Origin of the sequence: Paenibacillus validus NBRC 15382, assembly GCF_004000985.1 — a bacterium.
In the GTDB taxonomy this organism is placed as follows: Bacteria; Bacillota; Bacilli; order Paenibacillales; family NBRC-103111; genus Paenibacillus_G; species Paenibacillus_G validus.
The window spans coordinates 196,731-219,128 of record NZ_BIMH01000003.1 but is presented as its reverse complement, the minus strand read 5'-3'; the positions used below and the strand labels follow the sequence as shown (position 1 = coordinate 219,128).

Annotated in this window: 27 protein-coding genes and 1 tRNA gene; 19 read left to right on the top strand and 9 right to left on the bottom strand. The window is 47.7% G+C overall.

What is annotated here, in order from left to right; translation table 11 throughout:
- Positions 1-22 precede the first annotated feature (22 nt).
- The 5 genes from remB to dnaA all read right to left on the bottom strand — a co-directional run bounded on the left by remB (position 23) and on the right by dnaA (position 4,379).
- Positions 23-271 carry an extracellular matrix regulator RemB gene (gene remB, locus PVA01S_RS04055; protein ID WP_054796098.1) on the bottom strand — a complete coding sequence of 83 codons (249 nt, stop codon included), beginning with the start codon at positions 269-271 and terminating at the stop codon, positions 23-25.
- 30 nt (positions 272-301) lie between these two features.
- Positions 302-1,408: a DNA replication/repair protein RecF gene (gene recF, locus PVA01S_RS04050; protein ID WP_127605365.1), complete on the bottom strand. Its 1,107-nt coding sequence runs from the start codon at positions 1,406-1,408 to the stop codon at positions 302-304.
- 12 nt (positions 1,409-1,420) lie between these two features.
- Positions 1,421-1,639: a S4 domain-containing protein YaaA gene (gene yaaA, locus PVA01S_RS04045; protein WP_054796099.1), complete on the bottom strand. Its 219-nt coding sequence runs from the start codon at positions 1,637-1,639 to the stop codon at positions 1,421-1,423.
- 20 nt (positions 1,640-1,659) lie between these two features.
- Complete coding sequence (dnaN, locus tag PVA01S_RS04040; protein ID WP_127605363.1) at positions 1,660-2,802, bottom strand: DNA polymerase III subunit beta; 1,143 nt, start codon at positions 2,800-2,802, stop codon at positions 1,660-1,662.
- A 212-nt stretch (positions 2,803-3,014) separates the two neighbouring features.
- A complete protein-coding gene (gene dnaA / locus PVA01S_RS04035) occupies positions 3,015-4,379 on the bottom strand; it encodes a chromosomal replication initiator protein DnaA (protein WP_127605361.1) in 1,365 nt (454 codons plus the stop codon).
- 507 nt (positions 4,380-4,886) lie between these two features.
- Here dnaA and rpmH point away from each other — a divergent pair.
- From rpmH to PVA01S_RS03975, 12 genes are all read left to right on the top strand, one after another.
- Positions 4,887-5,021, top strand: a complete 135-nt coding sequence (rpmH, locus tag PVA01S_RS04030; protein ID WP_054975180.1) for a 50S ribosomal protein L34 — start codon at positions 4,887-4,889, stop codon at positions 5,019-5,021.
- Positions 5,022-5,135: 114 nt separating this feature from the next.
- Positions 5,136-5,501, top strand: a complete 366-nt coding sequence (gene rnpA, locus PVA01S_RS04025; RefSeq protein WP_054799215.1) for a ribonuclease P protein component — start codon at positions 5,136-5,138, stop codon at positions 5,499-5,501.
- Between the two features lie 66 nt (positions 5,502-5,567).
- Positions 5,568-6,326 carry a membrane protein insertase YidC gene (yidC, locus tag PVA01S_RS04020; protein WP_127605359.1) on the top strand — a complete coding sequence of 253 codons (759 nt, stop codon included), beginning with the start codon at positions 5,568-5,570 and terminating at the stop codon, positions 6,324-6,326.
- A 15-nt stretch (positions 6,327-6,341) separates the two neighbouring features.
- On the top strand, positions 6,342-6,959 hold the full coding sequence (gene jag / locus PVA01S_RS04015) for an RNA-binding cell elongation regulator Jag/EloR (protein WP_127605357.1): 618 nt from the start codon (positions 6,342-6,344) through the stop codon (positions 6,957-6,959).
- A 129-nt stretch (positions 6,960-7,088) separates the two neighbouring features.
- Positions 7,089-8,465 carry a tRNA uridine-5-carboxymethylaminomethyl(34) synthesis GTPase MnmE gene (gene mnmE, locus PVA01S_RS04010; protein ID WP_127605355.1) on the top strand — a complete coding sequence of 459 codons (1,377 nt, stop codon included), beginning with the start codon at positions 7,089-7,091 and terminating at the stop codon, positions 8,463-8,465.
- A 27-nt stretch (positions 8,466-8,492) separates the two neighbouring features.
- A complete protein-coding gene (gene mnmG / locus PVA01S_RS04005; RefSeq protein ID WP_127605354.1) occupies positions 8,493-10,382 on the top strand; it encodes a tRNA uridine-5-carboxymethylaminomethyl(34) synthesis enzyme MnmG in 1,890 nt (629 codons plus the stop codon).
- Positions 10,383-10,384: 2 nt separating this feature from the next.
- Positions 10,385-11,116, top strand: coding sequence for a 16S rRNA (guanine(527)-N(7))-methyltransferase RsmG (rsmG, locus tag PVA01S_RS04000; RefSeq protein ID WP_127605352.1), 732 nt, complete (start codon positions 10,385-10,387; stop codon positions 11,114-11,116).
- A gap of 195 nt (positions 11,117-11,311) precedes the next feature.
- Positions 11,312-12,130, top strand: a complete 819-nt coding sequence (gene noc / locus PVA01S_RS03995) for a nucleoid occlusion protein (protein ID WP_127605350.1) — start codon at positions 11,312-11,314, stop codon at positions 12,128-12,130.
- A gap of 122 nt (positions 12,131-12,252) precedes the next feature.
- Complete coding sequence (locus tag PVA01S_RS03990; protein ID WP_127605348.1) at positions 12,253-13,011, top strand: ParA family protein; 759 nt, start codon at positions 12,253-12,255, stop codon at positions 13,009-13,011.
- A complete protein-coding gene (locus PVA01S_RS03985) occupies positions 13,008-13,868 on the top strand; it encodes a ParB/RepB/Spo0J family partition protein (protein WP_127605346.1) in 861 nt (286 codons plus the stop codon). Before PVA01S_RS03990 ends, PVA01S_RS03985 begins: the two co-directional genes overlap by 4 nt.
- Before the next feature lie 107 nt (positions 13,869-13,975).
- Positions 13,976-15,133 (top strand): aminotransferase class V-fold PLP-dependent enzyme, encoded by a 1,158-nt coding sequence (locus PVA01S_RS03980; RefSeq protein WP_054799217.1) that lies wholly within the window; start codon positions 13,976-13,978, stop codon positions 15,131-15,133.
- 22 nt (positions 15,134-15,155) lie between these two features.
- Positions 15,156-15,635 carry a DUF4446 family protein gene (locus PVA01S_RS03975; protein ID WP_127605344.1) on the top strand — a complete coding sequence of 160 codons (480 nt, stop codon included), beginning with the start codon at positions 15,156-15,158 and terminating at the stop codon, positions 15,633-15,635.
- On the opposite strand, the gene yyaC is transcribed toward PVA01S_RS03975, so the two are convergent.
- Positions 15,610-16,239 (bottom strand): spore protease YyaC, encoded by a 630-nt coding sequence (gene yyaC, locus PVA01S_RS03970; RefSeq protein WP_127605342.1) that lies wholly within the window; start codon positions 16,237-16,239, stop codon positions 15,610-15,612. The two genes, PVA01S_RS03975 and yyaC, sit on opposite strands and share 26 nt — an antisense overlap.
- Before the next feature lie 179 nt (positions 16,240-16,418).
- Here yyaC and PVA01S_RS03965 point away from each other — a divergent pair, with 179 nt between their 5' ends.
- The 4 genes from PVA01S_RS03965 (at position 16,419) to PVA01S_RS03950 (ending at position 18,001) form a co-directional block, all read left to right on the top strand.
- Positions 16,419-16,658, top strand: coding sequence for a putative Se/S carrier protein (locus tag PVA01S_RS03965; protein WP_127605340.1), 240 nt, complete (start codon positions 16,419-16,421; stop codon positions 16,656-16,658).
- Between the two features lie 18 nt (positions 16,659-16,676).
- Positions 16,677-17,603, top strand: coding sequence for a mechanosensitive ion channel family protein (locus PVA01S_RS03960; RefSeq protein WP_127605338.1), 927 nt, complete (start codon positions 16,677-16,679; stop codon positions 17,601-17,603).
- A complete protein-coding gene (locus tag PVA01S_RS03955) occupies positions 17,604-17,837 on the top strand; it encodes a DUF951 domain-containing protein (RefSeq protein ID WP_054796107.1) in 234 nt (77 codons plus the stop codon).
- A gap of 73 nt (positions 17,838-17,910) precedes the next feature.
- Positions 17,911-18,001 (top strand) — tRNA-Ser (locus PVA01S_RS03950).
- Positions 18,002-18,643: 642 nt separating this feature from the next.
- Here PVA01S_RS03950 and PVA01S_RS03945 read toward each other — a convergent pair.
- From PVA01S_RS03945 to PVA01S_RS03935, 3 genes are all read right to left on the bottom strand, one after another.
- Complete coding sequence (locus tag PVA01S_RS03945; protein ID WP_127605336.1) at positions 18,644-20,098, bottom strand: SulP family inorganic anion transporter; 1,455 nt, start codon at positions 20,096-20,098, stop codon at positions 18,644-18,646.
- A 327-nt stretch (positions 20,099-20,425) separates the two neighbouring features.
- A complete protein-coding gene (locus PVA01S_RS03940) occupies positions 20,426-20,677 on the bottom strand; it encodes a hypothetical protein (protein WP_054796138.1) in 252 nt (83 codons plus the stop codon).
- A gap of 73 nt (positions 20,678-20,750) precedes the next feature.
- Complete coding sequence (locus PVA01S_RS03935) at positions 20,751-20,936, bottom strand: YjzC family protein (RefSeq protein ID WP_127605334.1); 186 nt, start codon at positions 20,934-20,936, stop codon at positions 20,751-20,753.
- 250 nt (positions 20,937-21,186) lie between these two features.
- Here PVA01S_RS03935 and rpsF point away from each other — a divergent pair, with 250 nt between their 5' ends.
- The 3 genes from rpsF to rpsR are packed head-to-tail and all read left to right on the top strand — an operon-like array spanning position 21,187 to position 22,343.
- A complete protein-coding gene (rpsF, locus tag PVA01S_RS03930) occupies positions 21,187-21,471 on the top strand; it encodes a 30S ribosomal protein S6 (RefSeq protein WP_054796110.1) in 285 nt (94 codons plus the stop codon).
- Positions 21,472-21,509: 38 nt separating this feature from the next.
- The gene (gene ssb / locus PVA01S_RS03925; RefSeq protein WP_054796111.1) at positions 21,510-22,004 is read left to right on the top strand and encodes a single-stranded DNA-binding protein; all 495 of its coding nucleotides are present in this window, start codon (positions 21,510-21,512) and stop codon (positions 22,002-22,004) included.
- Positions 22,005-22,052: 48 nt separating this feature from the next.
- Entirely contained in the window at positions 22,053-22,343 is a 291-nt protein-coding gene (rpsR, locus tag PVA01S_RS03920; protein ID WP_127605332.1) for a 30S ribosomal protein S18, read from the top strand.
- Positions 22,344-22,398 lie beyond the last annotated feature (55 nt).

Sequence of the window (22,398 nt, the reverse complement as noted above, 5' to 3'; positions counted from 1 at the left end):
GCGTTTTTCTTGAACTGCGAACCTACGTCGTCAACAATTGGTGCGCCCGCTTCTTCAACGTCATCGACGAAATCGGCGAATAATATACCTTCGATTGCGTCACAACGAGCGATTTGCTCTCTTCCTCGCCGATCACTTCGACGCGCTTCTCCTTGCTGGCGTAGGTCACGAATTGTTTCGATACTTTGGATGATTTCTCAATGGATAAGTCAAAAATGGCGATTAATTCCGATGCGCGGATAATCTTTTCTCCGCCCAGATGGATGAACATAGGAATCCCACTCCTTATCGGCAAATCGATCTATATGAAGCTCCCGTCCCGAACATGAATCACGGAAGCACTTTCCAGTTTTGACAAATCTATACTTTCAATTCCGGTCGTTGTAATAAACGTTTGCACCTTGCGCTGAAACGTCTCGATCAACTGCGTCTGCCGGTACCGGTCGAGCTCCGACAGGACATCATCCAGCAGCAACAACGGATATTCACCCACTTCTTCGCAAATGAGCTCTATCTCCGCCAGCTTCAAAGATAATGCCGTCGTTCGCTGTTGTCCTTGCGAACCGAACGTTTGCACTTCCTTATCGTTGATATAAAAGCGCAAATCGTCGCGATGCGGGCCGACCAAGGTGACGCCGCGACGCAATTCCTGATCTTTGGTCTGTGATAACTTTATCATAAAATGGTCAAATAAAACAGCTTCTTCTTGGTCTTCGGCTAAAGACAGCGAGCTGTCGTAAGCGATTTTTAGCCGTTCTTGTCCGTTCGTGATGCCGGCATGAATCTTCTCGGCCCAGATTTGCAGCTTTTTTATAAAGCTTTGACGTTTTTTAATAATTTTAGTACCAAATTGCGCCAATTGTTCGTTCCAGACGTCCAATAACGGTAATTTACCCGAAAAACCGAACATTTGTTTCAGATAATTGTTCCGCTGCACTAAAATTTTGTTGTATTGGGACAAGTCGTACAAATAGGCCGGATGCACTTGGCCGATTTCCATGTCGAGAAAGCGGCGGCGCACGCCCGGCGAACCTTTTACAATTTCAAGATCTTCGGGGGCGAACATGACCACGTTCAAGGAGCCGATGAAATTGCTCAGCTTGCGCTGCTCGAGCCCATTCACCTTCGCACGCTTGCCCTGCTGGGATATGGTCAGATCAAGCTGGAACGTACCGTACTCTTTCTCGACCTCGGCATGCAGCAGGGCAGCTTTCTCGTTCCACCGGATCAATTCCTTGTCTTGGTTGGTCCGGTGGGATTTGGTTAAAGCGAGAACGAAGATCGATTCCAGCAAATTTGTTTTGCCCTGCGCATTCGGGCCGACAATGATGTTCACCATGTGATCCGTAGCGAATTCGATATGCTCGTAGTTGCGGTAGTGCTGGACAGACAACGTTTTTAATTGCAAAATGGCTCCTCCCTAGGACCCCTTCACGACTTGAAATTCGCCGCAGCCCTGGACTTTGACGATATCGCCTGCGACGAGCTTGCGCCCGCGGCGGTTGTCCGGCTCGTCGTTGATCGTAATGGGGGTTTCCTGCAGAAAGCTTTTGGCTTGTCCACCTGTGGATATGCAATCCGAGAGCTTCAGAAATTGTCCGAGTGTTATATAGTCGGTGTGGATTGAAATTGGTTTCATGGATCCGTCGTCCCTTCGTTTTAGCCGGTTGTCCGATACGGCAAAATGAGCTGCAGCAGCGATGCGTTCTCGTCCGGCCGGATGATGATCGGCTGCATGGCTCCCGTAAAGCCGATATGAATTTGTTCGCTGTCCATCACTTTAAGCGCATCGAGCATGTATTTGGAGTTAAAGGAAATCCGCAGCAGCTCGCCGGTCAAACGGATCGTCGTCAAGTCTTCCGTCACTTTACCGAGCTCGGAGGAACTGGAAGAAATTTCGATCGTCTGGTCGTCGCGCATCACGAGCTTCACAATGTTGCTCTTATCTTCACGAGAAAGCAGGTAGGCGCGGTCGATTGCATCGACAAGATCATCCGTCTGCACCACGAGCTGTGTTTGGTACGATTGCGGAATGAGCTTCGACGTATCCGGATATGTCCCGTCCAGGATGCGGGTATAGAACAGGATCGAGCTCATTTTGAACAATACTTGATTATCCGCGAACACCACGTCAATAAGAACATTTTGGTCCGGCAAAATTTTGGACAGCTCGTTTAAGGTTTTTCCGGAGATGGCTACGTTGTTTAACACAAATCCTTCCTCGGTATCGATACTCGTCTCCCGGCTGGCCAACCGATGCCGGTCACAAGCGATAAATTTCAGCTTACCGTTGGCGATCGTCCAGAGGATTCCCGTCAGAATGGGCGTCGCCTCGCTTGTCGAAACGGCAAACGACGTCTGCTTGATCATGGTCTTCAGCACGTCGCTCGGAATCTGGATTCGTTTGCTTTCTTCGATGCCCGGCATAATCGGATATTCTTCCGGATCCAAGCCCATCAGTTGAATTTCAGACGAACCGGAACGAATGATGGTCTGAAATTGCTCCTTCACTTCAATTTCCACATGCTGCGCCGGCAGCTTTCGAATGATTTCGACAAAAAATTTGGAAGGCAGCACGACGCTTCCCGATTGTTTCAGATCGATGACTTGCAAGTCGTTCTTTTCCATCGGAATAAAGCTTTGAATCGATATATCGGTGTCGCTCGCGGTTAACGTCATGCCGGATGAATCCACATCTATTTTGATCCCCGTAAGAATGGGAATGGTCGTCTTATTCGAAATTGCTTTATTTACATGTTGGATGGATTCGTTCAAAAATTCTTTCAGTACCGTCAATTTCATAGTTTCACTCCTACAGGTTCTAGAATGGTCTGAATGGGCGTATTTATCTATTTTACATGTTTTTTTTATTTAGTTGTAGTAGTAGGGGGCCTGAATATGTGGATATGTGGGTGAACAACGCAAAAAGAAAGCCTATCCACATGTGAATAGTTTGTGCATAGGCTTCAAGTTATTCAGGTGTGAGTTATCGACAAATAGGAACGATCAAAGGTCTACAACGTCACGTTTTTCACTTTTTCGGTAAGGTTCTGAATAATTTTATATAATTCCTGGTCGGCTTTGATCGCCTCGGAAATTTTCTCATGGGCGTGTATGACGGTCGTATGGTCGCGTCCACCGAACGCCTCGCCGATCTTAGGCAGAGAGAAATCCGTCATTTCGCGGGCTAAATACATGGCGATTTGCCGTGGAAAAGCGACGCTCTTCGTTCGTTTCCTCGCTTTGAAATCCTCGATTTTCAAGCCGTAAAACTCGCCGACCTTCTGCTGGATATCTTGTATGGTAATGACTCGAGGCCGGCTGCTGGGGATAATATCCTTCAGCGCCTCAGCGGCCAGATGGGACGTAATGTCCTCGTTAATCAGCGAAGAATAGGCAACGACGCGGATCAACGCGCCTTCCAGCTCACGGATATTCGTGTCGATCTGGTTGGCGATGTAGACCATCGCTTCGTTCGGAATATCGAGATTCTCCGCTCTAGCCTTCTTACGAAGAATGGCGATCCGGGTCTCCAGATCCGGCGGCTGAATGTCCGTAATCAAGCCCCATTCGAACCGGGATCTGAGCCGCTCTTCCAGCGTCGGAATTTCTTTAGGCGGCCTATCGCTGGAGATGATGATCTGCTTCCGCTCCTCGTGCAGCGCGTTAAACGTGTGGAAAAATTCTTCCTGCGTCTGTTCTTTTCCCGCCAGGAACTGAATATCATCGATAAGGAGCACGTCAATGCTCCGGTACTTGTTGCGGAAGCTCTCGCCGCGGTTATCGCGGATCGCGTTAATGAACTCGTTGGTAAACTTCTCGGACGAGATGTACATGACGCGTGCGCTCGGATTATGCTCCAGTACGTAATGGCCGATGGCGTGCATCAAGTGCGTTTTTCCTAGTCCCACGCCGCCATACAAGAACAACGGATTATAAGCTTTTGCCGGCGCTTCGGCCACTGCGAGGGAAGCGGCATGTGCGAACCGGTTGCCGGCGCCGATGACGAACGTATCAAACGTATATTTCGGGTTCATCATATGAGCAAACGGCTCTTCGGCGATGGGTTTGGCTTTCGCTGCGGGAGTGACAGGTGTGGAAGGGGCGCCTGACTCTTCAGGCTCGTCATCGGATTCAATAATGAATTTTAGCTCGATTTGTTTGCCGGAGTAATCGTAAACCGCTTCTTTAATATGTTTCGTGTACCGGTTTTCCAACCAGTCACGCGCAAAATTGTTGGGGGTACAGATGACGACGGTCGAATCGGTAAAGACGACGGCCCTTGTGGAGATCAGCCACGTTTCGTAGCTGGGTTTGCTCACCCTTTTTTGCAAAATGGAAAGGACTTGCTGCCATTGTTCGTTAGGATGGCTTTCCACAAATTATTCACTCCTTCAGAATAATACCGTTGCTGCGAAACAGGCGAAGCTGTAGAAAAAAATTGAAAGCTGTCGGAATTGTCCACAATATACAGATTTATGACATTATAATTATACATAATCCGTGTAAATTGTTCACAAAGATATCCACAGGCTGTTAATAACTTTATTGTCGATAAAGAGTATCCACAAGAGAAAACATATTCATGATAACAAAAAAGACCCTGCTCCGCAATGGAATGTTGCGATTTATCCACATACCCTATACCTTGTGTACAAAAGTTATCAACAGCACAAGATATTGTTTATAACCTGTTTGCAATTCGACAAATTCGGAGAAAATCCGATTTTTTTTATTCACAGGGGGGTCGCGGCAATTTTTTACTGAAGCTGTGTATAACTTTTTTTCCGACCCTAAGTTGACTTTTGAAGCGTAAAGTGGTTTAATGTTGAAAGGTATTTTTCGAGGATTGGTAATAATCCTTGTCTGAGGAGGTGCACGACCGAATGAGACCGACATTTAAGCCGAACGTCAGAAAGCGCAAGAAAGTTCATGGCTTCCGTAAAAGAATGAGCACGAAGAATGGACGCAAAGTTCTCGCAGCTCGCCGCCAAAAAGGAAGAAAAGTGTTAAGCGCATAAGACGAAAGACCACTGTCCGGTGGTCTTTTTTGTTGTTTATGATGGAGAAGACCCGGCTAGGGAACGATGATGACAAGCTTAGGCGGCCGTAACCGTTAAATGGAGAGATGTTCGATGGAAAAGAAAAATCGTCTGACCAAAAGAGAATATTTCGATAAAGTGTACAAACACGGGAAATCGTCGGCGAATCATCAATTCGTTCTATATTATAAAGCGCAGCCTCAGCAAGCGTCGTTCCGTCTCGGCGTATCCGTGAGCAAGAAGCTGGGCAATGCGGTCGTCCGGAATCGGATCCGGCGCGTATTGAAGGAAATTATCCGCCTGAACGCGCCCAAAATTCCCGGAGGGTACGATCTGATCCTGATCGCGCGCAAGCCGGTTGTGGAGATGTCGTATCGCGAGATCGAAAAGAGCGTATTTCACGTGCTGAAGAGAGCCTCTCTGCTTCGCCGCAATGGGGAACCGAAACAAGCGGATTAGTTTCTTTGTGTCCGAAGATATGATATAGTTTATTATTGGAAAAGATGAAGCTGGGAGGATGTTCTTTTGACGCGTCGACTTTTGAAATATATGCCTCTAACGGCATTGCTGCTGCTGGCGGGGTGTAGCCCGGCGAATGCACAGCTCGATCGCACTAAATTTTGGGACAAGTATTTCGTAGGTCCGCTGTCGGATACGCTCGATTGGTTCGCTGATCTGATGGGAGGATCATACGGTCTATCGATTCTCGTCGTGACGATCATTATTCGATTGATCATATTGCCGTTGACGCTCAAGCAGTATAAGAGCTCCAAACGGATGCAGGAAGTTCAACCGGAGCTGAAGAAGCTTCAGGCTAAATATAAGGACGACCCGAAGAAAGTTCAGGAAGAGACGATGAAGCTGTTCCAGAAGGAAGGCGTCAACCCGCTTGCGGGCTGCTTCCCGATTCTGGTGCAAATGCCGATTCTGATCGCTCTGTACAACGCGATTATGCGGAATCCTGAAATCGGCTCGCATTCGTTCCTGTGGATGCAGCTTGGACAGAAGGACCCATATTACATTTTGCCGATTCTTGCTGCGTTGACGACTTACCTGCAGCAAAAGATGATGTCCTCCCAAATGACTCCGCAGATGCAGAGCTTGATGTTTATCTTCCCGGTGTTGATCTTCGTCATGGCGATGAATTTCGCATCGGCGCTTCCGCTGTATTGGGTATACAGCAACCTGTTCACCGTTGTACAAACTTATTTTATTTATGGAAAACCCAGCAAAGGCGCAAACTCTGCAGAGTTGAAACCGAGTTCAGGCGGATCTAAAAAATAAGGGTGGCCGGATGAGATGAAAAAAATCGTGGTAACGGGTAAAACGATCGATATCGCTGTTACAAGCGGATTGGAGCAGCTCCGCACAACCGAAAATCGGGTTAAGGTTCACGTTCTGGAGCAGCCCGCCAAAGGGTTGTTCGGACTGATTGGCGCGCGTGATGCCAAGGTAGAGCTGGAGCTGCTGCCCGATGCCATGGAAGAGGCTGTCTTGTTCTTGCAGGATGTGCTTCGCACGATGCAGCTTGATGTACGCATCGAGCAAAAAGAGGATAAGGATGGGTTCGAGCTGCATATGCACGGCGCAGAGCTTGGCATGCTGATCGGTCGACGGGGACAAACGCTGGATGCGCTTCAGTATTTGGTAAATATCGTCGCCAATCGTTATTCCGATCATCATCTGCGCGTCGTTCTGGACGCCGAACAGTTCCGCGAACGCAGGAAGAAGACGCTGCGGGAGCTGGCTAATCGTTTGGCCGAACGGGTCATTCGAACGAAGAAGGAAGTGGTGTTGGAGCCGATGCCTCCTCAGGAGCGCAAGGTCATCCACGCCCAACTGCAACAACATCCGAAAGTGCGGACATTTAGCCGCGGCGACGAACCGAATCGTCGCGTCGTTATCGTATTACGTTGAATTATGCTGCAATGACGTCATGTTCGAATGACCTCATTGCTTTTTCTTTAGCTGATAAGAAGTATGAATGTTCATACTTATACTTGGCATCAGGTTATATGCAAGTTTGAAGAATGAGGTGTGGTTTACATGATGCAGGACACCATAGCGGCGATCGCTACGCCCTCGGGTGAGGGAGGCATTGCGGTTATCCGGGTGAGCGGAGACGAAGCCGTTGCTATCAGCGACCGTGTTTATAGCGGAAAGTCAAAGCTGGCGGACGTTGCGACGCATACGGTGCATTACGGGCACATTCGGGAACCGGAGAGCGGGGCCCGTATAGAAGAAGTGCTCGTTACCGTGATGCGGGCACCGCGTTCCTTTACCAAGGAAGATGTTGTGGAGATCAGCTGCCACGGCGGCTTCGTCTCGGTGCGCAAGGTGCTCGATTTGCTGCTGGAGAACGGCGCTAGATTGGCCGAGCCGGGCGAGTTTACGAAACGGGCGTTCCTGAACGGGCGCATCGACTTGTCTCAGGCGGAAGCGGTTATCGATCTCATTAGAGCGAAGTCGGATCGGGCGTTCAAGATCGCATTGAAGCAGTCGGAGGGGAGCTTGTCCAAACGGATCAAGGAGCTCCGCCACCGTCTCGTCGAGTTGATGGCGCATATCGAAGTGAATATCGATTACCCTGAACACGATGTGGAAGAGCTGACCAACGCCTTCATCAAAACGAAATGTACGGAAGCGTTAGACGATATTGAGCGGCTTCTCGCTTCGGCGCAGCAGGGAAAAATATTGCGCGAAGGGCTGACGACCGCCATTATTGGGCGTCCTAATGTCGGGAAGTCATCGCTTTTAAATACGCTGGCACAAGAAGAACGCGCCATCGTAACCGATATCGCCGGTACGACGCGCGATGTGGTGGAAGAATATGTGCACGTGAACGGCATTCCGTTGAAGCTGCTTGACACCGCAGGCATCCGGGAGACAAGCGATATTGTCGAGAAGATCGGGGTAGAGAAATCACGCCAGGCGCTGGGCGATGCGGATTTGATCCTGTTGGTGTTTAACGGTGCGGAAGAGCTGGTGCCGGAAGAGCGGGCGATGATCGAGGAATTGTCCGGTCGGCAGGTGATCGCCATTATTAATAAATTGGACCTGGATCAGCGTCTGGATGAGCAGGTGCTCATCGACGCTTTCGGGGAAGAGCGTGTAGTCAGGATGTCGCTGCTAGAGCATCAGGGTGTGAGCGATTTGGAGAAGGCGATCGGAGGTTTGTTTTTCAGCGGGCAGATCGAATCGAGCGATTTGACGTACGTCAGCAACGCACGGCATATTCATTTATTAAAGCTGGCCAAGGCGGCTTTAACCGAAGCCTATGGAGCGGCCGAGTCGTTCGTGCCGATCGATATGATCCAAATCGACATCCGCAATGCATGGGAACATCTCGGTGAAATTATCGGGGATTCGGTTAGCGAATCACTGATCGACCAAATTTTTTCACAGTTTTGCTTAGGGAAATAATATAAGTAATGTTAGGGGGTAGTCAGCATGAGTTACACAGCAGGTCAGTATGATGTTATTGTTATCGGTGCCGGTCATGCCGGATGCGAAGCGGCGCTAGCCGCCGCACGAATGGGCTGCGAAACTTTGCTTTTGACGATTAATTTGGATATGGTTGCGTTTATGCCGTGCAATCCGTCGATCGGAGGACCGGCGAAAGGACATGTCGTACGTGAAATCGATGCGCTGGGCGGAGAGATGGGGCGCAACATCGACAAGACGTATATTCAACTGCGGATGTTGAATACAGGCAAGGGACCTGCGGTTCACGCGCTGCGCGCACAGGCCGATAAGTTTCTGTACCAGCATACGATGAAGGAAACGATCGAGAAAACCGATCATTTGACGCTTCGTCAAGGCATGGTCGAAACACTGATTGTTGAGGATGGCGTATGTAAAGGCGTTGTTACGAAAACGGGAGCGGCGTATTACGGCAAAGCGGTTGTGCTGACGACCGGTACTTATTTGCGCGGCAAGATCATTATGGGCGAACTGATGTACGAATCCGGTCCGAACAATCAGCAGCCGGCTGTGAAGCTGTCGGAGGATTTGCGAAAGCACGGCCTGGAGCTTGTTCGTTTCAAAACCGGAACACCGCCGCGGGTGCATGAAGATACGATCGACTTCTCGAAGACGACGATTCAACCCGGGGATGAGAAACCGAAGTTTTTCTCCTACGATACGACGGAGGAAGTTCCGAACCAGCTGCCATGCTGGCTTACTTACACGTCGGAACAAACGCATCAAATTATAAATGATAATTTGCACCGGGCTCCTATGTTCTCGGGGGCAATCGAGGGAACGGGCCCGCGTTATTGCCCGTCGATCGAAGATAAAATCGTTCGGTTCAGCGATAAGCCGAAGCATCAGATTTTCTTGGAGCCGGAAGGGCGCAATACGAAGGAATATTATGTGCAAGGCCTCTCCACAAGTATGCCGGAGGACGTGCAGCTCAGCATTTTGCGCTCGATTCCGGGACTTGAGAAGGTGGAGATGATGCGTACCGGCTATGCGATCGAGTATGACGCCGTAATACCGACGCAGTTGATGCCTTCCTTGGAAACCAAGGTGGTGGAAAACCTCTTTACAGCGGGTCAAATTAACGGAACATCGGGTTATGAAGAAGCGGCTGGACAAGGGATTATGGCGGGAATTAATGCTGCGCGCAAGGTGCTTGGCAAAGAACCCGTCATCTTGGACCGCTCGGAAGCTTATATTGGCGTTCTGATCGATGATCTCGTGACGAAGGGGACGAGCGAGCCGTATCGGCTGTTAACGTCGCGTGCGGAGTACCGCTTGCTGCTTCGCCATGATAATGCGGACCTGCGGTTAACCCAAATCGGTTACGATATCGGGCTGATTCCGGAAGGTCGCTACCAACGTTATTTGGACAAAGTAGCGCGGGTCAATGAAGAAATCGAACGTTTGAAAATGACGAAAACGAAGCCGACCCCTGAGGTTCAACAATTGTTGCAATCTCTGGGAAGCGCGGAATTAAACAATTCGGTCGACTTGCTGTCGTTGCTTCGCCGTCCTGAGATTACTTACGATCATATTCATTCGATTTCACCGTCTCCGGTCGAGCTCACGGAAGATATGAAGGAGCAGGTAGAGATTCAGGTCAAATACAGCGGCTATATTGAGAAGCAGCTTGCACAAGTCGAACGGCTTCGTAAAATGGAGAAGAAGCGTATTCCTGACGATATCGTCTACGAAGATATTCATGGAATTGCAACGGAAGCGAAGCAAAAGCTTGCTAAAATCCGTCCGATATCAATCGGTCAAGCATCCCGTATATCCGGGGTGACACCGGCCGATATTTCCATTTTGCTGGTGCATTTGGAACATTATAATAAAGTCATTGCATCTAGAGGGTAACGATGACCGTACAAGATCAAGTTCAATTGCATTTTGTTGATTTGTTAATGGCTAAAGGCATTACGCTGTCCGATGATCAACTGCATCAATTTGAGGTGTATTATCGGGAATTGATCGATTGGAACGAGCGAATGAATTTGACCGGCATTACGGAGAGAGAACAAGTTTATATCAAACATTTTTATGATTCTCTCTCTTTATCATTTTTTGTTTCGATGAACGACATTGCTACGCTGGCGGATATCGGCTCAGGGGCCGGTTTCCCCAGCGTTCCTTTAAAAATTGCTTTCCCTCATTTGAAGGTGACGATTGTCGATTCATTGAATAAACGCATTCAGTTTCTGAAGCATCTTACAGGTTCACTAGGATTGACCGATGTTCATTGCGTTCATGGGCGTGCCGAGGATATTTCCAGACTTCCCGAGCATCGCGATCGTTACGATTTGGTCACAGCAAGAGCGGTTGCCAAATTGGCTGTATTAAATGAGTTTTGTTTGCCCTTTGCCCGGACCAACGGTATGTTCGCGGCTATGAAAGGGCAGGATGTGCAGGCTGAATTGCAGGAAGCCAAACGCAGTCTTCGGGAACTCCACGGACAGGTGGTTCAGACGCATCATTTCGAGCTTCCGGTGGAAGAGTCGTCCCGACACATGGTACTAATCAAGAAAACGGGACCTACTCCACGCAATTATCCGAGAAAAGCAGGAATGCCATTGAAGTCTCCTCTTATATGAGGTGTTCCACGTGGAACATTTTGTACGATGAAACAATGATAAGGGATGGCTTCGACCCATTGCCTTCTCATTTTTTTTGTAGAATCATACAAGAAAGTTCTTTCTTTTATTAGCAGGAATTTGACTAGTGGCTGGAGAATATTTATTAGACAGAGACCTTTCATTTTTTGTTAAAAAGATCGGGTGGTTATCGGTATGAAGGAACATATCTCGAAATTGTTTGGTTTTAGCGAAAAAGCTTCGTCAGATGAAGTGAAAAATGTTCCTGTCCAAGACATCGATCCTAGTCCATATCAACCTCGGACTGTTTTTGACGATGAGCGTATAGAAGAGCTATGTCAAACGATCAGAACTCATGGCGTCATTCAGCCGATTGTTTTAAGGATCCGCAACAACCGGTATGAATTGATCGCGGGGGAACGTCGTTGGCGTGCGGTAAAGAAACTCGGTCTAGAAACGATACCGGCGATTATTCGCGAATTCAACGATTCGCAAGCAGCATCTATCGCCTTGATTGAGAATCTGCAGCGGGAAGGCTTAACCGCTATCGAGGAAGCTATCGCTTATCAACAATTGATTGACTTACATAGCTTGACACAAGAGAGCTTAGCGCAGCGGCTTGGCAAAAGTCAGTCAACGATTGCGAACAAAATCAGGCTGCTGCATTTATGCGAACCAGTGAAAGTCGCGCTAATGGAGCGTAAAATTACGGAGCGTCATGCAAGAGCTTTATTGTCTCTCGATAGCGATGAGCTTCAAGTCAAAGTGTTAGAAGAAATAATCGCCAAGGAATTGAATGTTAAGCAAACGGAAACAAGAATTGCCTTCTTAAAAGAGGCGGACAAAATCAAAAATAAAGCGAAACGTATTTCGTATTCGAAGGACGTTCGTCTGGCGCTTAATACAATCCGACAATCGGTCGAAATGGTCACGTCTTCGGGATTGCCGATTAATACGGAAGAGAATGACCGCGACGATCACTATGAGATTGTAATTCGTATACCGAAACGATAAAATAGAATAGTTCGAAGTAGAATCATTGGGGAGTGTACCCACAACTCTTCAATGATCTTTTTTTCACCGTAATCGGTTGTGACATGTTTGGCTATCCTAGTATTTATTTGAGGTGAATTGGTTTGTCTAAAATTATCGCCATCACGAACCAAAAGGGTGGGGTTGGCAAAACGACGACGTCCGTTAATTTGGGTGCATCACTTGCGTCTCTCGGTAAAAAAGTATTACTTGTGGATATTGATCCGCAAGGCAACACGACTAGTGGGATCGGTGTCAACAAAGCGGATGTTCAATATTGCATCTACGATGTGCTTATTAATGATGTACATCCGAAAGATGCAATGGTTGACACGGCGATAGAAAATTTGAAGATCATTCCCGCGACGATTCAATTAGCGGGAGCAGAAATCGAACTGGTACCTACCATTTCCAGGGAAGTACGTTTGAAGAGATCGTTGCAATTGGTTAAACAGCAATTCGATTATATTCTTATTGATTGTCCTCCATCCCTCGGAATATTAACGGTGAACTCCCTTACGGCTGCCGATTCGGTCATCATTCCTATTCAATGTGAATACTATGCGCTAGAAGGTTTAAGCCAGTTGTTGAATACGGTACGGTTGGTGCAGAAACATTTGAACACGACCTTGCAAATTGAAGGCGTATTGCTGACGATGTTTGATGCCCGAACTAATTTAGGTATGCAAGTGATTGAAGAAGTGAAAAAATATTTCCAACAAAAAGTTTATCAAACGATCATTCCTAGAAATGTAAGATTAAGCGAAGCTCCGAGCCACGGGCAGTCGATCATTACTTACGATCCGCGATCGAAGGGCGCCGAAGTGTACATGGAGCTGGCGAAGGAAGTGATTGCAATTTGAATAAGAAAGCTGGATTAGGGAAAGGGCTGGATGCGCTTTTGCCGGCACTAAGCATCAATGATGACGATAAAGTAGTAGAAATTCCACTTTCACAGCTGAGACCGAATCCATATCAGCCAAGACGGAATTTTAACGATGAAACGATACAGGAATTAGCTTCATCGATCAAAGAGCATGGTGTTATTCAACCTATCATTGTTCGAAGCGTCTTGAAAGGTTATGAGATTATAGCAGGGGAACGGCGTTATCGTGCTTCTCAGGTATCAGGCATGCCTACGATTCCTGCTGTAATTAAAAAATTCACGGATCAGCAGGTTATGGAAATTGCGTTAATTGAGAACGTTCAGCGAGAAGATTTAAACGCAATGGAAATTGCAATTGCTTATCAAGCTCTTATTGATCAATTTTCTTTAACACAAGAACTGCTTTCAGTAAAAGTCGGTAAGAGCCGGTCTCATATTGCGAATTTTTTGCGTTTGCTGCAGCTACCCGAAGAGGTTAAACAATATGTTTCACGTGGAACATTATCCATGGGACATGCGAAAGCTATTGTGGCCTTAAAGGATAAGAAACTAATTAAGGCGCTTGCCGATACGGCGATCAAGGAACAGTGGAGCGTTCGTGAGCTTGAAGAAGAAGTGAAGAAACTGGAAGAAAAAGCGGATACGAAAAAGGCTAAACAAAAACCGAAACGCAAAGATCCTTATATCGATCAAGTTGAAGAAAATTTGAGAGAAATGTATCGAACCACTGTTAAAATCAGGCATAGCAATAACAAAGGTAAAATTGAATTGTTATATTACTCGAATGATGATCTGAATCGTTTGCTCGAACTGTTACAAGGGAAAACGTCTTAGCAAATCGATGATATAGCATACCAGGTCAAACCTGATAAAGTCAGGGTCATCTAGGTATGCTATATTTGTGTTATTAGGGTAAACCAGGAGATCGAGGAGGAGAGGACTTGTCGACGATTTATTTGGATCATGCAGCATCGTCATGGCCGAAACCGCCGGAAGTAGTACGGGCAATGGTCGAGTGCATGGAAGAGTATGGGGCCAATCCGGGAAGAGGAAGTCACGAGAAAGCGGTTAAGGCGAGTCGTACTTTGTTTGAAGGAAGAAAACAGTTGGCCCGTCTGTTCCACATTAAAAATCCCAACGATATCGCTTATGCATTGAACACGACAATGGCTTTAAATCTGGCGATAAAAGGGTTTGTTCGTGAGGGCGATCATGTGATCTGCACGGCGGTCGAGCATAATTCTGTTCGTCGTCCGTTGGAATATTTGAAAGCAGCTAAAGGTGTACAAGTTAGCTATGTGAAAACGGATGCTCAAGGAAACTTAAACCCGGACGATCTTGTATCGCTAATAACGTCGAGAACGAAGCTCGTAGTATGCAGTCATAGTTCGAATTTGCTTGGCAGCATCCTGCCAATTGCCGATATGGCTGAAATTTGCCGTAAGCATCAAGTGAAATTGCTGGTAGATGCCGCACAAACCGCGGGTACTATAGATATTGACGTAAATCGGATGGGAATTGATATGCTGGCATTTCCCGGCCACAAGGGACTGCTGGGACCACAAGGAACTGGCGGCTTATATATTCATCCGGACATTAATTTGGATCCGCTCCTTCATGGGGGTACAGGGAGTCAGTCAGAAGCAATCGAGCAGCCTACCGTCCGGCCCGATCGTTATGAAGCTGGCACGCAGAATACAGTGGGAATCGCCGGATTGGTCGAAGGTATCAAGTGGATTCAGAAGGAAACGGTGGAGAAGATTCATCAGCACGAGTGGCAATTGACACAGCGTTTAATGAGTGGGCTCATGGGAATTGATGGGGTTCAAATTTTAGGTCCGGAACTGGGACAAAATAAGACAGGAATTGTATCGTTCACCGTCGCGCAATCCGATTCATCGGAAATTGCTTTCATACTCGATCAATCCTTCGGAATCGCGGTTCGATCCGGTTATCACTGCACTCCGCTGGCTCATCAAATAGCCGGTACATTGGAGCGAGGGGCTGTGAGAGCAAGCGTCGGTTGTTTTACGACAGAGGGTGAGATCGACCAATTGATCGATGCCGTGAAAGAAATAGCTGCACATATGCAGTCGTAAACATACACATGGGGGAGCGAAGATGATTATTCCGGTAGAGGTTGTATTCGTAGCAGCTGCAGCAATCATGGTTGTATTTATGATCATCGTCATCACGCTATGGGTCAAACTGAATAAACTGAGAACAAAATATATGGCCATGCTTAATGGTACCGGCAGTATGAACATGGAAGAGATTATTATTGATCTGCAGCAGAAATACAATGATTTGAAACGAAGCAGTGAGGCTGCCGATCAAACGGTTCAGCGAATTCGCGAGCATCTTAACCGTATGAAATCGCATGTCGGTATTTATCGATACAATGCTTTTGCAGAGAGCGGCAGCGATCTTAGCTTCTCAGTTGCAATTGTTGATGAACAAAAGAACGGAGTCGTATTAAGCGGAATACATAACCGGGAGCAAACGTATGTTTATGCGAAACCGATTGAGCAAGGACAATCGAAATATACGCTATCACCCGAAGAAAAAGAAGCGATCAATCGATCTTTACTAAAGGAATAGGGACCCAGCGCTGTCTCATAAGAAGTGCCGCGTGTATCGCTTTGGAAATCGTTTCTGACATCGCCATGACGAGGCTCAAGCGCGTGTTCTGCAAGACGAAGTATTCCATGAAGCCGCCTACGTTCACGATGCCTGTTACATGCATATTGCCTACCGGAGGCAGCTCTTTATTAACGCCCGCGCCCGGTTTGACAGGACCATCGCCGAGCTGAATACAGCCGACACTTGTCAATTGTCCCAGACAAGCATCGATTGCAATAATAAACGGATTATTAAAATGCTGGTAGATCGTCGTTAATGTTTCGCTGAGATTCATGGCATGTACGGGATGATCCAGGGTACCGTAAAGATGAATACCTTCCGATTGAAGCTTCTTTAAATGAGTGCCGACGAGAGGGCCCAGTGAATCTCCAGTCGAACGATCGGTACCCACACAAACAATGACGATCGGTTGGTGGGCGGGAACCGATTGTATGAATTTAAATAAGGCTTCAGATAAGAGCTCTATGCAGTTGGATTCGGAATGCATGACTTTTATGGCAGCAGTTGGGACTTGCTCTTTCGATTTGTCTGGGGATGGCTCTTTGGAAAAAGGCAGTTTCATTACAGGTTCCTCCTTAGGGGAGTAAGATTGGAAAGGCTAGCAACATCTGGAATCAGTAGAGTGTTACTAGTATACGGATCGTAGGAACGTTTTATACGTAGTATTGGGAAAAGAATCGACCGTAACGGGGGAAGCAACCGAGTCTAGTAAAAGGTTAAACAAGAAGGAGGCCGGCTGCTATGATGCTGATGGCGTTCGATTCGACTCAGCAAGCATTGCGAGCGGAGATGCTGCTCGAATACGCAAATATCGAGAACGATATGTGTCCGACTCCCAAAGAAATCACGGCGGGCTGCGCGCTATCATTAGAATTTCCCGCTGAAGCGCTGGCCGAAGTGCAGGAGATTATCCGAACGGAGTCGGTTGAGATCCGAGGCATTTATTTCAAAAAGAATGGAATATATGTTACGATAAGTTAAGCAAGGAGGGAGCTACTTATGTTTCAAATCCATCAATCGCTGCAAGCAGATGCAGCTGCTCTGAAGGATTGGAAGCAGACCTGGATGCACATGCAAACCCAATTGCTGGAGTATGTATCCAATCCCGAAGTTTGGATCGGTTTATTCATGGTCATTCTCAAAATCATTCTTATTTATATAGGTGCACGTTTAGTTGTGAAATTGGCTAATTCAGGACTTCAGCATTTATTGACAGCCAGGGAAAAAAGTCCGTTGAAATTCGACTCGCGGCGTACGAAGACGATCGGCAAGCTGGTCGGCAATATTGTTACGTATGTCGTCAATTTCATCATGATCTTGATGATATTAAGCCAATTTAACGTCAATCTTGGCCCGGTCCTGGCAGGCGCCGGCGTTGTCGGGCTTGCAATCGGTTTCGGTGCGCAGAGTTTAGTAAAAGATGTGATTACCGGTTTTTTCATTATTTTCGAGGATCAGTTTGCAGTAGGGGACGTAATCCAAGTCGGGGCTTTTAAAGGTACGGTCGAGGAAATCGGACTGCGTGTAACGCGTCTAAAGAGTTGGACAGGCGAGGTACATATTATACCGAACGGAACGATCAATCAAGTAACGAACTTCTCTCTGTATAACTCATTGGCCGTTGTTGATGTATCTGTCGCTTATGAAGCCGACATCGATCAAGCGATGCGTATATTGGAAGAAGTGGTAAATAAAGTATACGAAACGAACGTAAATATGGTGAAAGAGCCGGAGGTACTAGGGGTACATATGCTCGGTGCTTCCGAGGTGACCTTGCGGGTAACGGGGGAATGTAAGCCCAACATGCAGGTGGCCGTATCCCGAGAGCTGAATGCGGCGATCAGGAAAGCATTTCAAGCCGCTGGAATTGAGATCCCTTATCCCAAGGTCGTAACGTATCAACGAAAGGAGGCGGCCGGAACCTAAATGGAGAGAAAACAATATCAGCTGGGCGATGTCGTACAAATGAAGAAGCCGCATCCGTGCGGCACCAACGAGATGGAGATTATCCGGATGGGGATGGATATTCGAATCAAATGCGTGGGCTGCAAACATAGCGTGCTTGTACCTCGCGCGAAATTTGAAAGCAAGCTGAAGAAGGTGCTTCGTTCAACGGCCGTTGAAGATCACGGGGATGCAGCTAAAGAAACATTGGATTAAAAAAAGTTATTAAAATGGCTTGCATTTTTCTTAAGTGCTGTGCTATTATATTACTTGTCCCTTTTGGAAATGCGGAAAGGTACCCAAGAGGCCCAAGGGGGCTGACTCGAAATCAGCTAGGCGGCTCGCGCCGTGCGTGGGTTCGAATCCCACTCTTTCCGCCACTTACATTAACAATTACAGCCCTTCTACGGATTAACGTAGAAGGGCTTTTTCGTATGTTGATGATTACCTTTTACGACATGAGCGGGGCAATCGAGGACGGTTGTAAACGCCTATAAAGCGCGTTCTAAGGAATATATTTGTACGGTTTGATAATTTGCTTGAGAAGGGCGAATAAACCCGTAAGCGGGCCGCTAACGCGTCTCTGATGCGTCTGAAGGTGGATAGGGAAACTCCAGGTTGAACGATGACGAAATAAAGCGGTACAATACCCCGAGAAGCACAAAGGTGATGGCAGCTAAGAGCAGACAGATCATGCTGCAGCCAATGAGGAATAAGGAAGAGTCGAACTTCATGGAAGCGGAATATAAGCTGTGTCGTCCGAGGGGAAGGGGGCTGTGCTGTAACCAAAACAAAAAGATATCCACATGTGGATAAATATCGAATAGGAAAGGGGCTCGTCTAGGAAGTTAAGTTATTCACATGTGGATATACAACAGAGATATTCCATCACGGCGATACTGTGGATGAACTCGAGCACAAACATAAACCCGCACACTCTTGTTGGCAGAGCGTGCGGGTTTCGTGTATGACCAGTATGAGGTGAGAGGGCGGGGTGGTGGTTGACACTCCGCCTATTCGATTTAATGTCCGCCGGATGAAGCGGTTAGACCGACTTTGTCAATGAGCCGCTGGCTTTCTTCATTTAATCCGACAATGACGACTTTCTTATCCAGTTGTTCATATTTAGCAACGACTTTGCCGATGGCGGTGACGGCGGAGTGATCCCATACATGCGATTGGGAGAAATCGATCCGGACCGTATGCGGGTCCTGCTGGTATTGAAATAAACCGACGAAGGAATTCATCGTCCCGAAGAACAATTGGCCGGATAACTTGTAAAGTATGCTGCCATCCGGCAGCAGAGTAGTGGCGGAGCGAATTTTGGCCATTTTCCAGGCAAATATGACTGCACTGAGCACGACGCCGGCAAACACGCCTTTGGATAAGTCGTGGGTTGCAACAACAATCGCCACCGTGACGATCATGACGAACGTGTCGGTGCGCGGGATTTTCTTCATCTCGCGCAAGTAGCCCCAGTCAAAAGTCCCGATCGATACCATAAACATAACGCCGACAAGCGCGGCCATCGGAATTTGCTTGACGACGTCACCCAGCACGATAATGAGGAAGAGCAGAAACAGTCCGGCCACTAACGTGGACAATCTCGTGCGGCCCCCGGATTTAACGTTTATTACAGATTGCCCGATCATGGCACAGCCGGCCATCCCGCCGAAAAAGCCGGTGGCGATATTCGCGATGCCTTGTCCTTTCACTTCTCTATTCTTGTCGCTGGTTGTATCGGTCATCTCATCAATGATCGTTGCGGTAAGCAGCGATTCCAAAATACCGACGATAGCTAACGAAATGGAGTAGGGTAAAATAATCCGGAGCGTATCCAATGAAAACATAACTTGCGGAATGTGGAAGACCGGCAAAGAGCTTGAAATGCGCCCCATGTCGCCAACCGTATTCACATCCAGGCCGAGTCCGATTGTAAGGGCTGATACGACAATAATGGCTGCCAAGGCGGACGGAACTGCTTTGGTGAATCGCGGCAGCACGTAAATGATGACGAGCGTAAGCGCCACCAAGGCATACATGATCCAGCTTTGTCCGACGAAATGGGTCAGCTGTGCCATAAAGATCAGGATGGCGAGCGCATTGACGAATCCGGTCATAACCGAATGGGGAACGAACGTGACGAGCTGCCCTAACCGAAACAATCCCATAAGGATTTGCAAGATGCCGGCGAGCACGGTAGCCGCAAACAAGTATTCGATCCCATGATCCTTGACGAGATTCACCATCAGCAAGGCCATAGCGCCTGTAGCCGCGGATATCATCCCGGGTCTTCCGCCAACGAAAGCAATAATGACCGCGATACAGAACGAAGCGTAGAGTCCAACCATCGGGTCTACACCTGCGATAATGGAGAACGCAATCGCCTCCGGAATTAAAGCCAACGCGACCGTGATACCGGATAAAATGTCGCTCCGCGTGTTGGAAAACCAGGTAGTATTCAGTTGTCCTTTCAAAATTAGTACTCCTCCTTATACATGTAGAATAATGACTTTCCACTCTCAGAAAAGTCGGGGCCGATGTGTATAAGATGAAATTATACATAAAGAAGAAGAAATTCTCGATTTAGCCAATCTCTATGTAAGCGGAAAAAGTATCATCATGCTCCCGATTTCTTTGAAATTCAGCAAAATTCGATCCATTTCTAATCACTTGTGGGGAACATGCTCGCAAGCAAAAAGGATGCTGCCGGAGAAAACAGCAAACAGCAAGAAAAAGACTGGCGTCGACGCACAGCCTTTTTTGCTTTAGACAGAGAAACGGCAACGCAGCGCAATGGCTCATTAACGGTGCCGAACTTGGCGGTAGATGGAAAAACGATCAATGACATACCCGATAGCGGCCCAGGAAAGGGTAGTTAAGACGTAGAGCAGCAGCGGATTCACATCCGTATATGTAAAAATCGGATAGAACCATGCCGGAACGCTTAGGGCATAGAACAGCAGGTAAACCGGGTCGTATTCATGACCGATGTAATGAACTAAACATAAGGCGGCCCCGATGATTGTACAGATCGCCGTGATTTTATATTTCATAGGAAAAACTCCTTTGCCGAAATAGCTTGAAGGTAACCCCGCCTGCAGCGCAAACGGGGGTGAGGCCTGGCAATTAACCACGGAACACTTTTTTCCATTTCCGGTTATGATTTTTGGTGTCGGGAAAGGATTCGCCTTTCTTGAGCTTGATGATTTTCGGATCGTTGATGCCCATGTGAAAAGCATCTTCTCCGACTTCCATATATTCGCCGTCATTCGGGGCTTTATCGCCGGGACGGAATTGACTCCATTCACCCATGACAGGTGGTCACCTCCTGTTGGTTGATGTAAGATTAGAATTTCCGTTCGAATCCCTAACCATGAGGCTTAATTATTGCCAAGTCGGAGAGAGACGTCGGTTCTAGGCGAAGAATGCCGCTTGCTTTGCCGAACCATTTTTGCTATAGTATTTAGGTGCGAGTTTTGACTTAAGCTTTTCTCATTCCTCGCTCCTTGCTTCTGACGGTACAAGCCGATTCAGGGGCCATAGTCCAAAAGGAGGTGACAACATGCGCAAATATGAAGTAATGTACATCATCCGTCCTGATCTTGAGCAGGAAGCTGTTCAGGCTACGGTGGAGAAGTTCCAAAACATCATCAACAACGGTGGCGAAATTACGAAGCATGACCTGATGGGTAAGCGCCGTCTTGCGTATGAGATCAACAAGTTCCGTGACGGTCATTATGTGTTGGTGCATTTCAACGCAAACAATGACGTTGTGAGCGAGCTTGACCGCGTAATGAAGATTTCCGACGAAATCATTCGTTACATGATCGTTAAAGACGTAGCTTAATTTATGCCGTGTAACGGCTAATCCGGGAGGGAATGCGGATGTTGAATCGTGTAATTCTGATCGGAAGACTGACACGTGACCCTGAACTGCGCTATACCCCGGCAGGTGTGGCTGTAACCCAGTTTACGCTTGCGGTAGATCGACCTTTCTCTAACCAAGGGGGCCAGCGGGAAGCTGATTTTATCCCGGTCGTCACTTGGCGTCAACTGGCGGAGACTTGCGCGAATTATCTTCGCAAAGGTCGTTTGGCCGCTGTGGAAGGCCGCATTCAAGTGCGCAACTACGACAACAATGAAGGACGGCGCGTATACGTGACGGAAATCATTGCTGACAATGTGCGTTTCCTGGAATCGGCGAACAGCGCTAACCGTGAAGAAGGCGGACCGGCAACGGGCGGCGGAGGAAATTATGGCGGCGGCGGTAGTGGCAACGGCGGGAACCGTGGCAATTTCGGCGGAGCACGCGACAACCAAGATCCGTTCCAGGATGACGGTCGACCGATTGACATCTCCGATGATGATTTGCCGTTCTAATACGGAACGGATTGGAATGAATCTAACGTAGAAAGGAAGGATAACAACATGGCATTCGAAAAAAGAGAACGCTCTGAAGATCGCGGCGAGCGCGGCGAAAGAAAGTTCAGCGGTCGTGGCAAAAAAGGCGGCAAGCGCCGTAAAGTTTGTTACTTCACCGTAAATAAAATCAAGCACATTGATTATAAAGATATCGAAACGCTGAAGAAATTCATTAGCGAGCGCGGCAAAATTTTGCCTCGTCGTGTAACGGGTACTTCCGCGAAATATCAACGCGCTTTGACGATCGCGATCAAACGCTCCCGTCAAGTGGCTTTGCTTCCATACACAACGGAATAACGTTGGTATAACGAAAGACAGTCGGTTTTCCGACTGTCTTTTTGTCGTCGCTGCA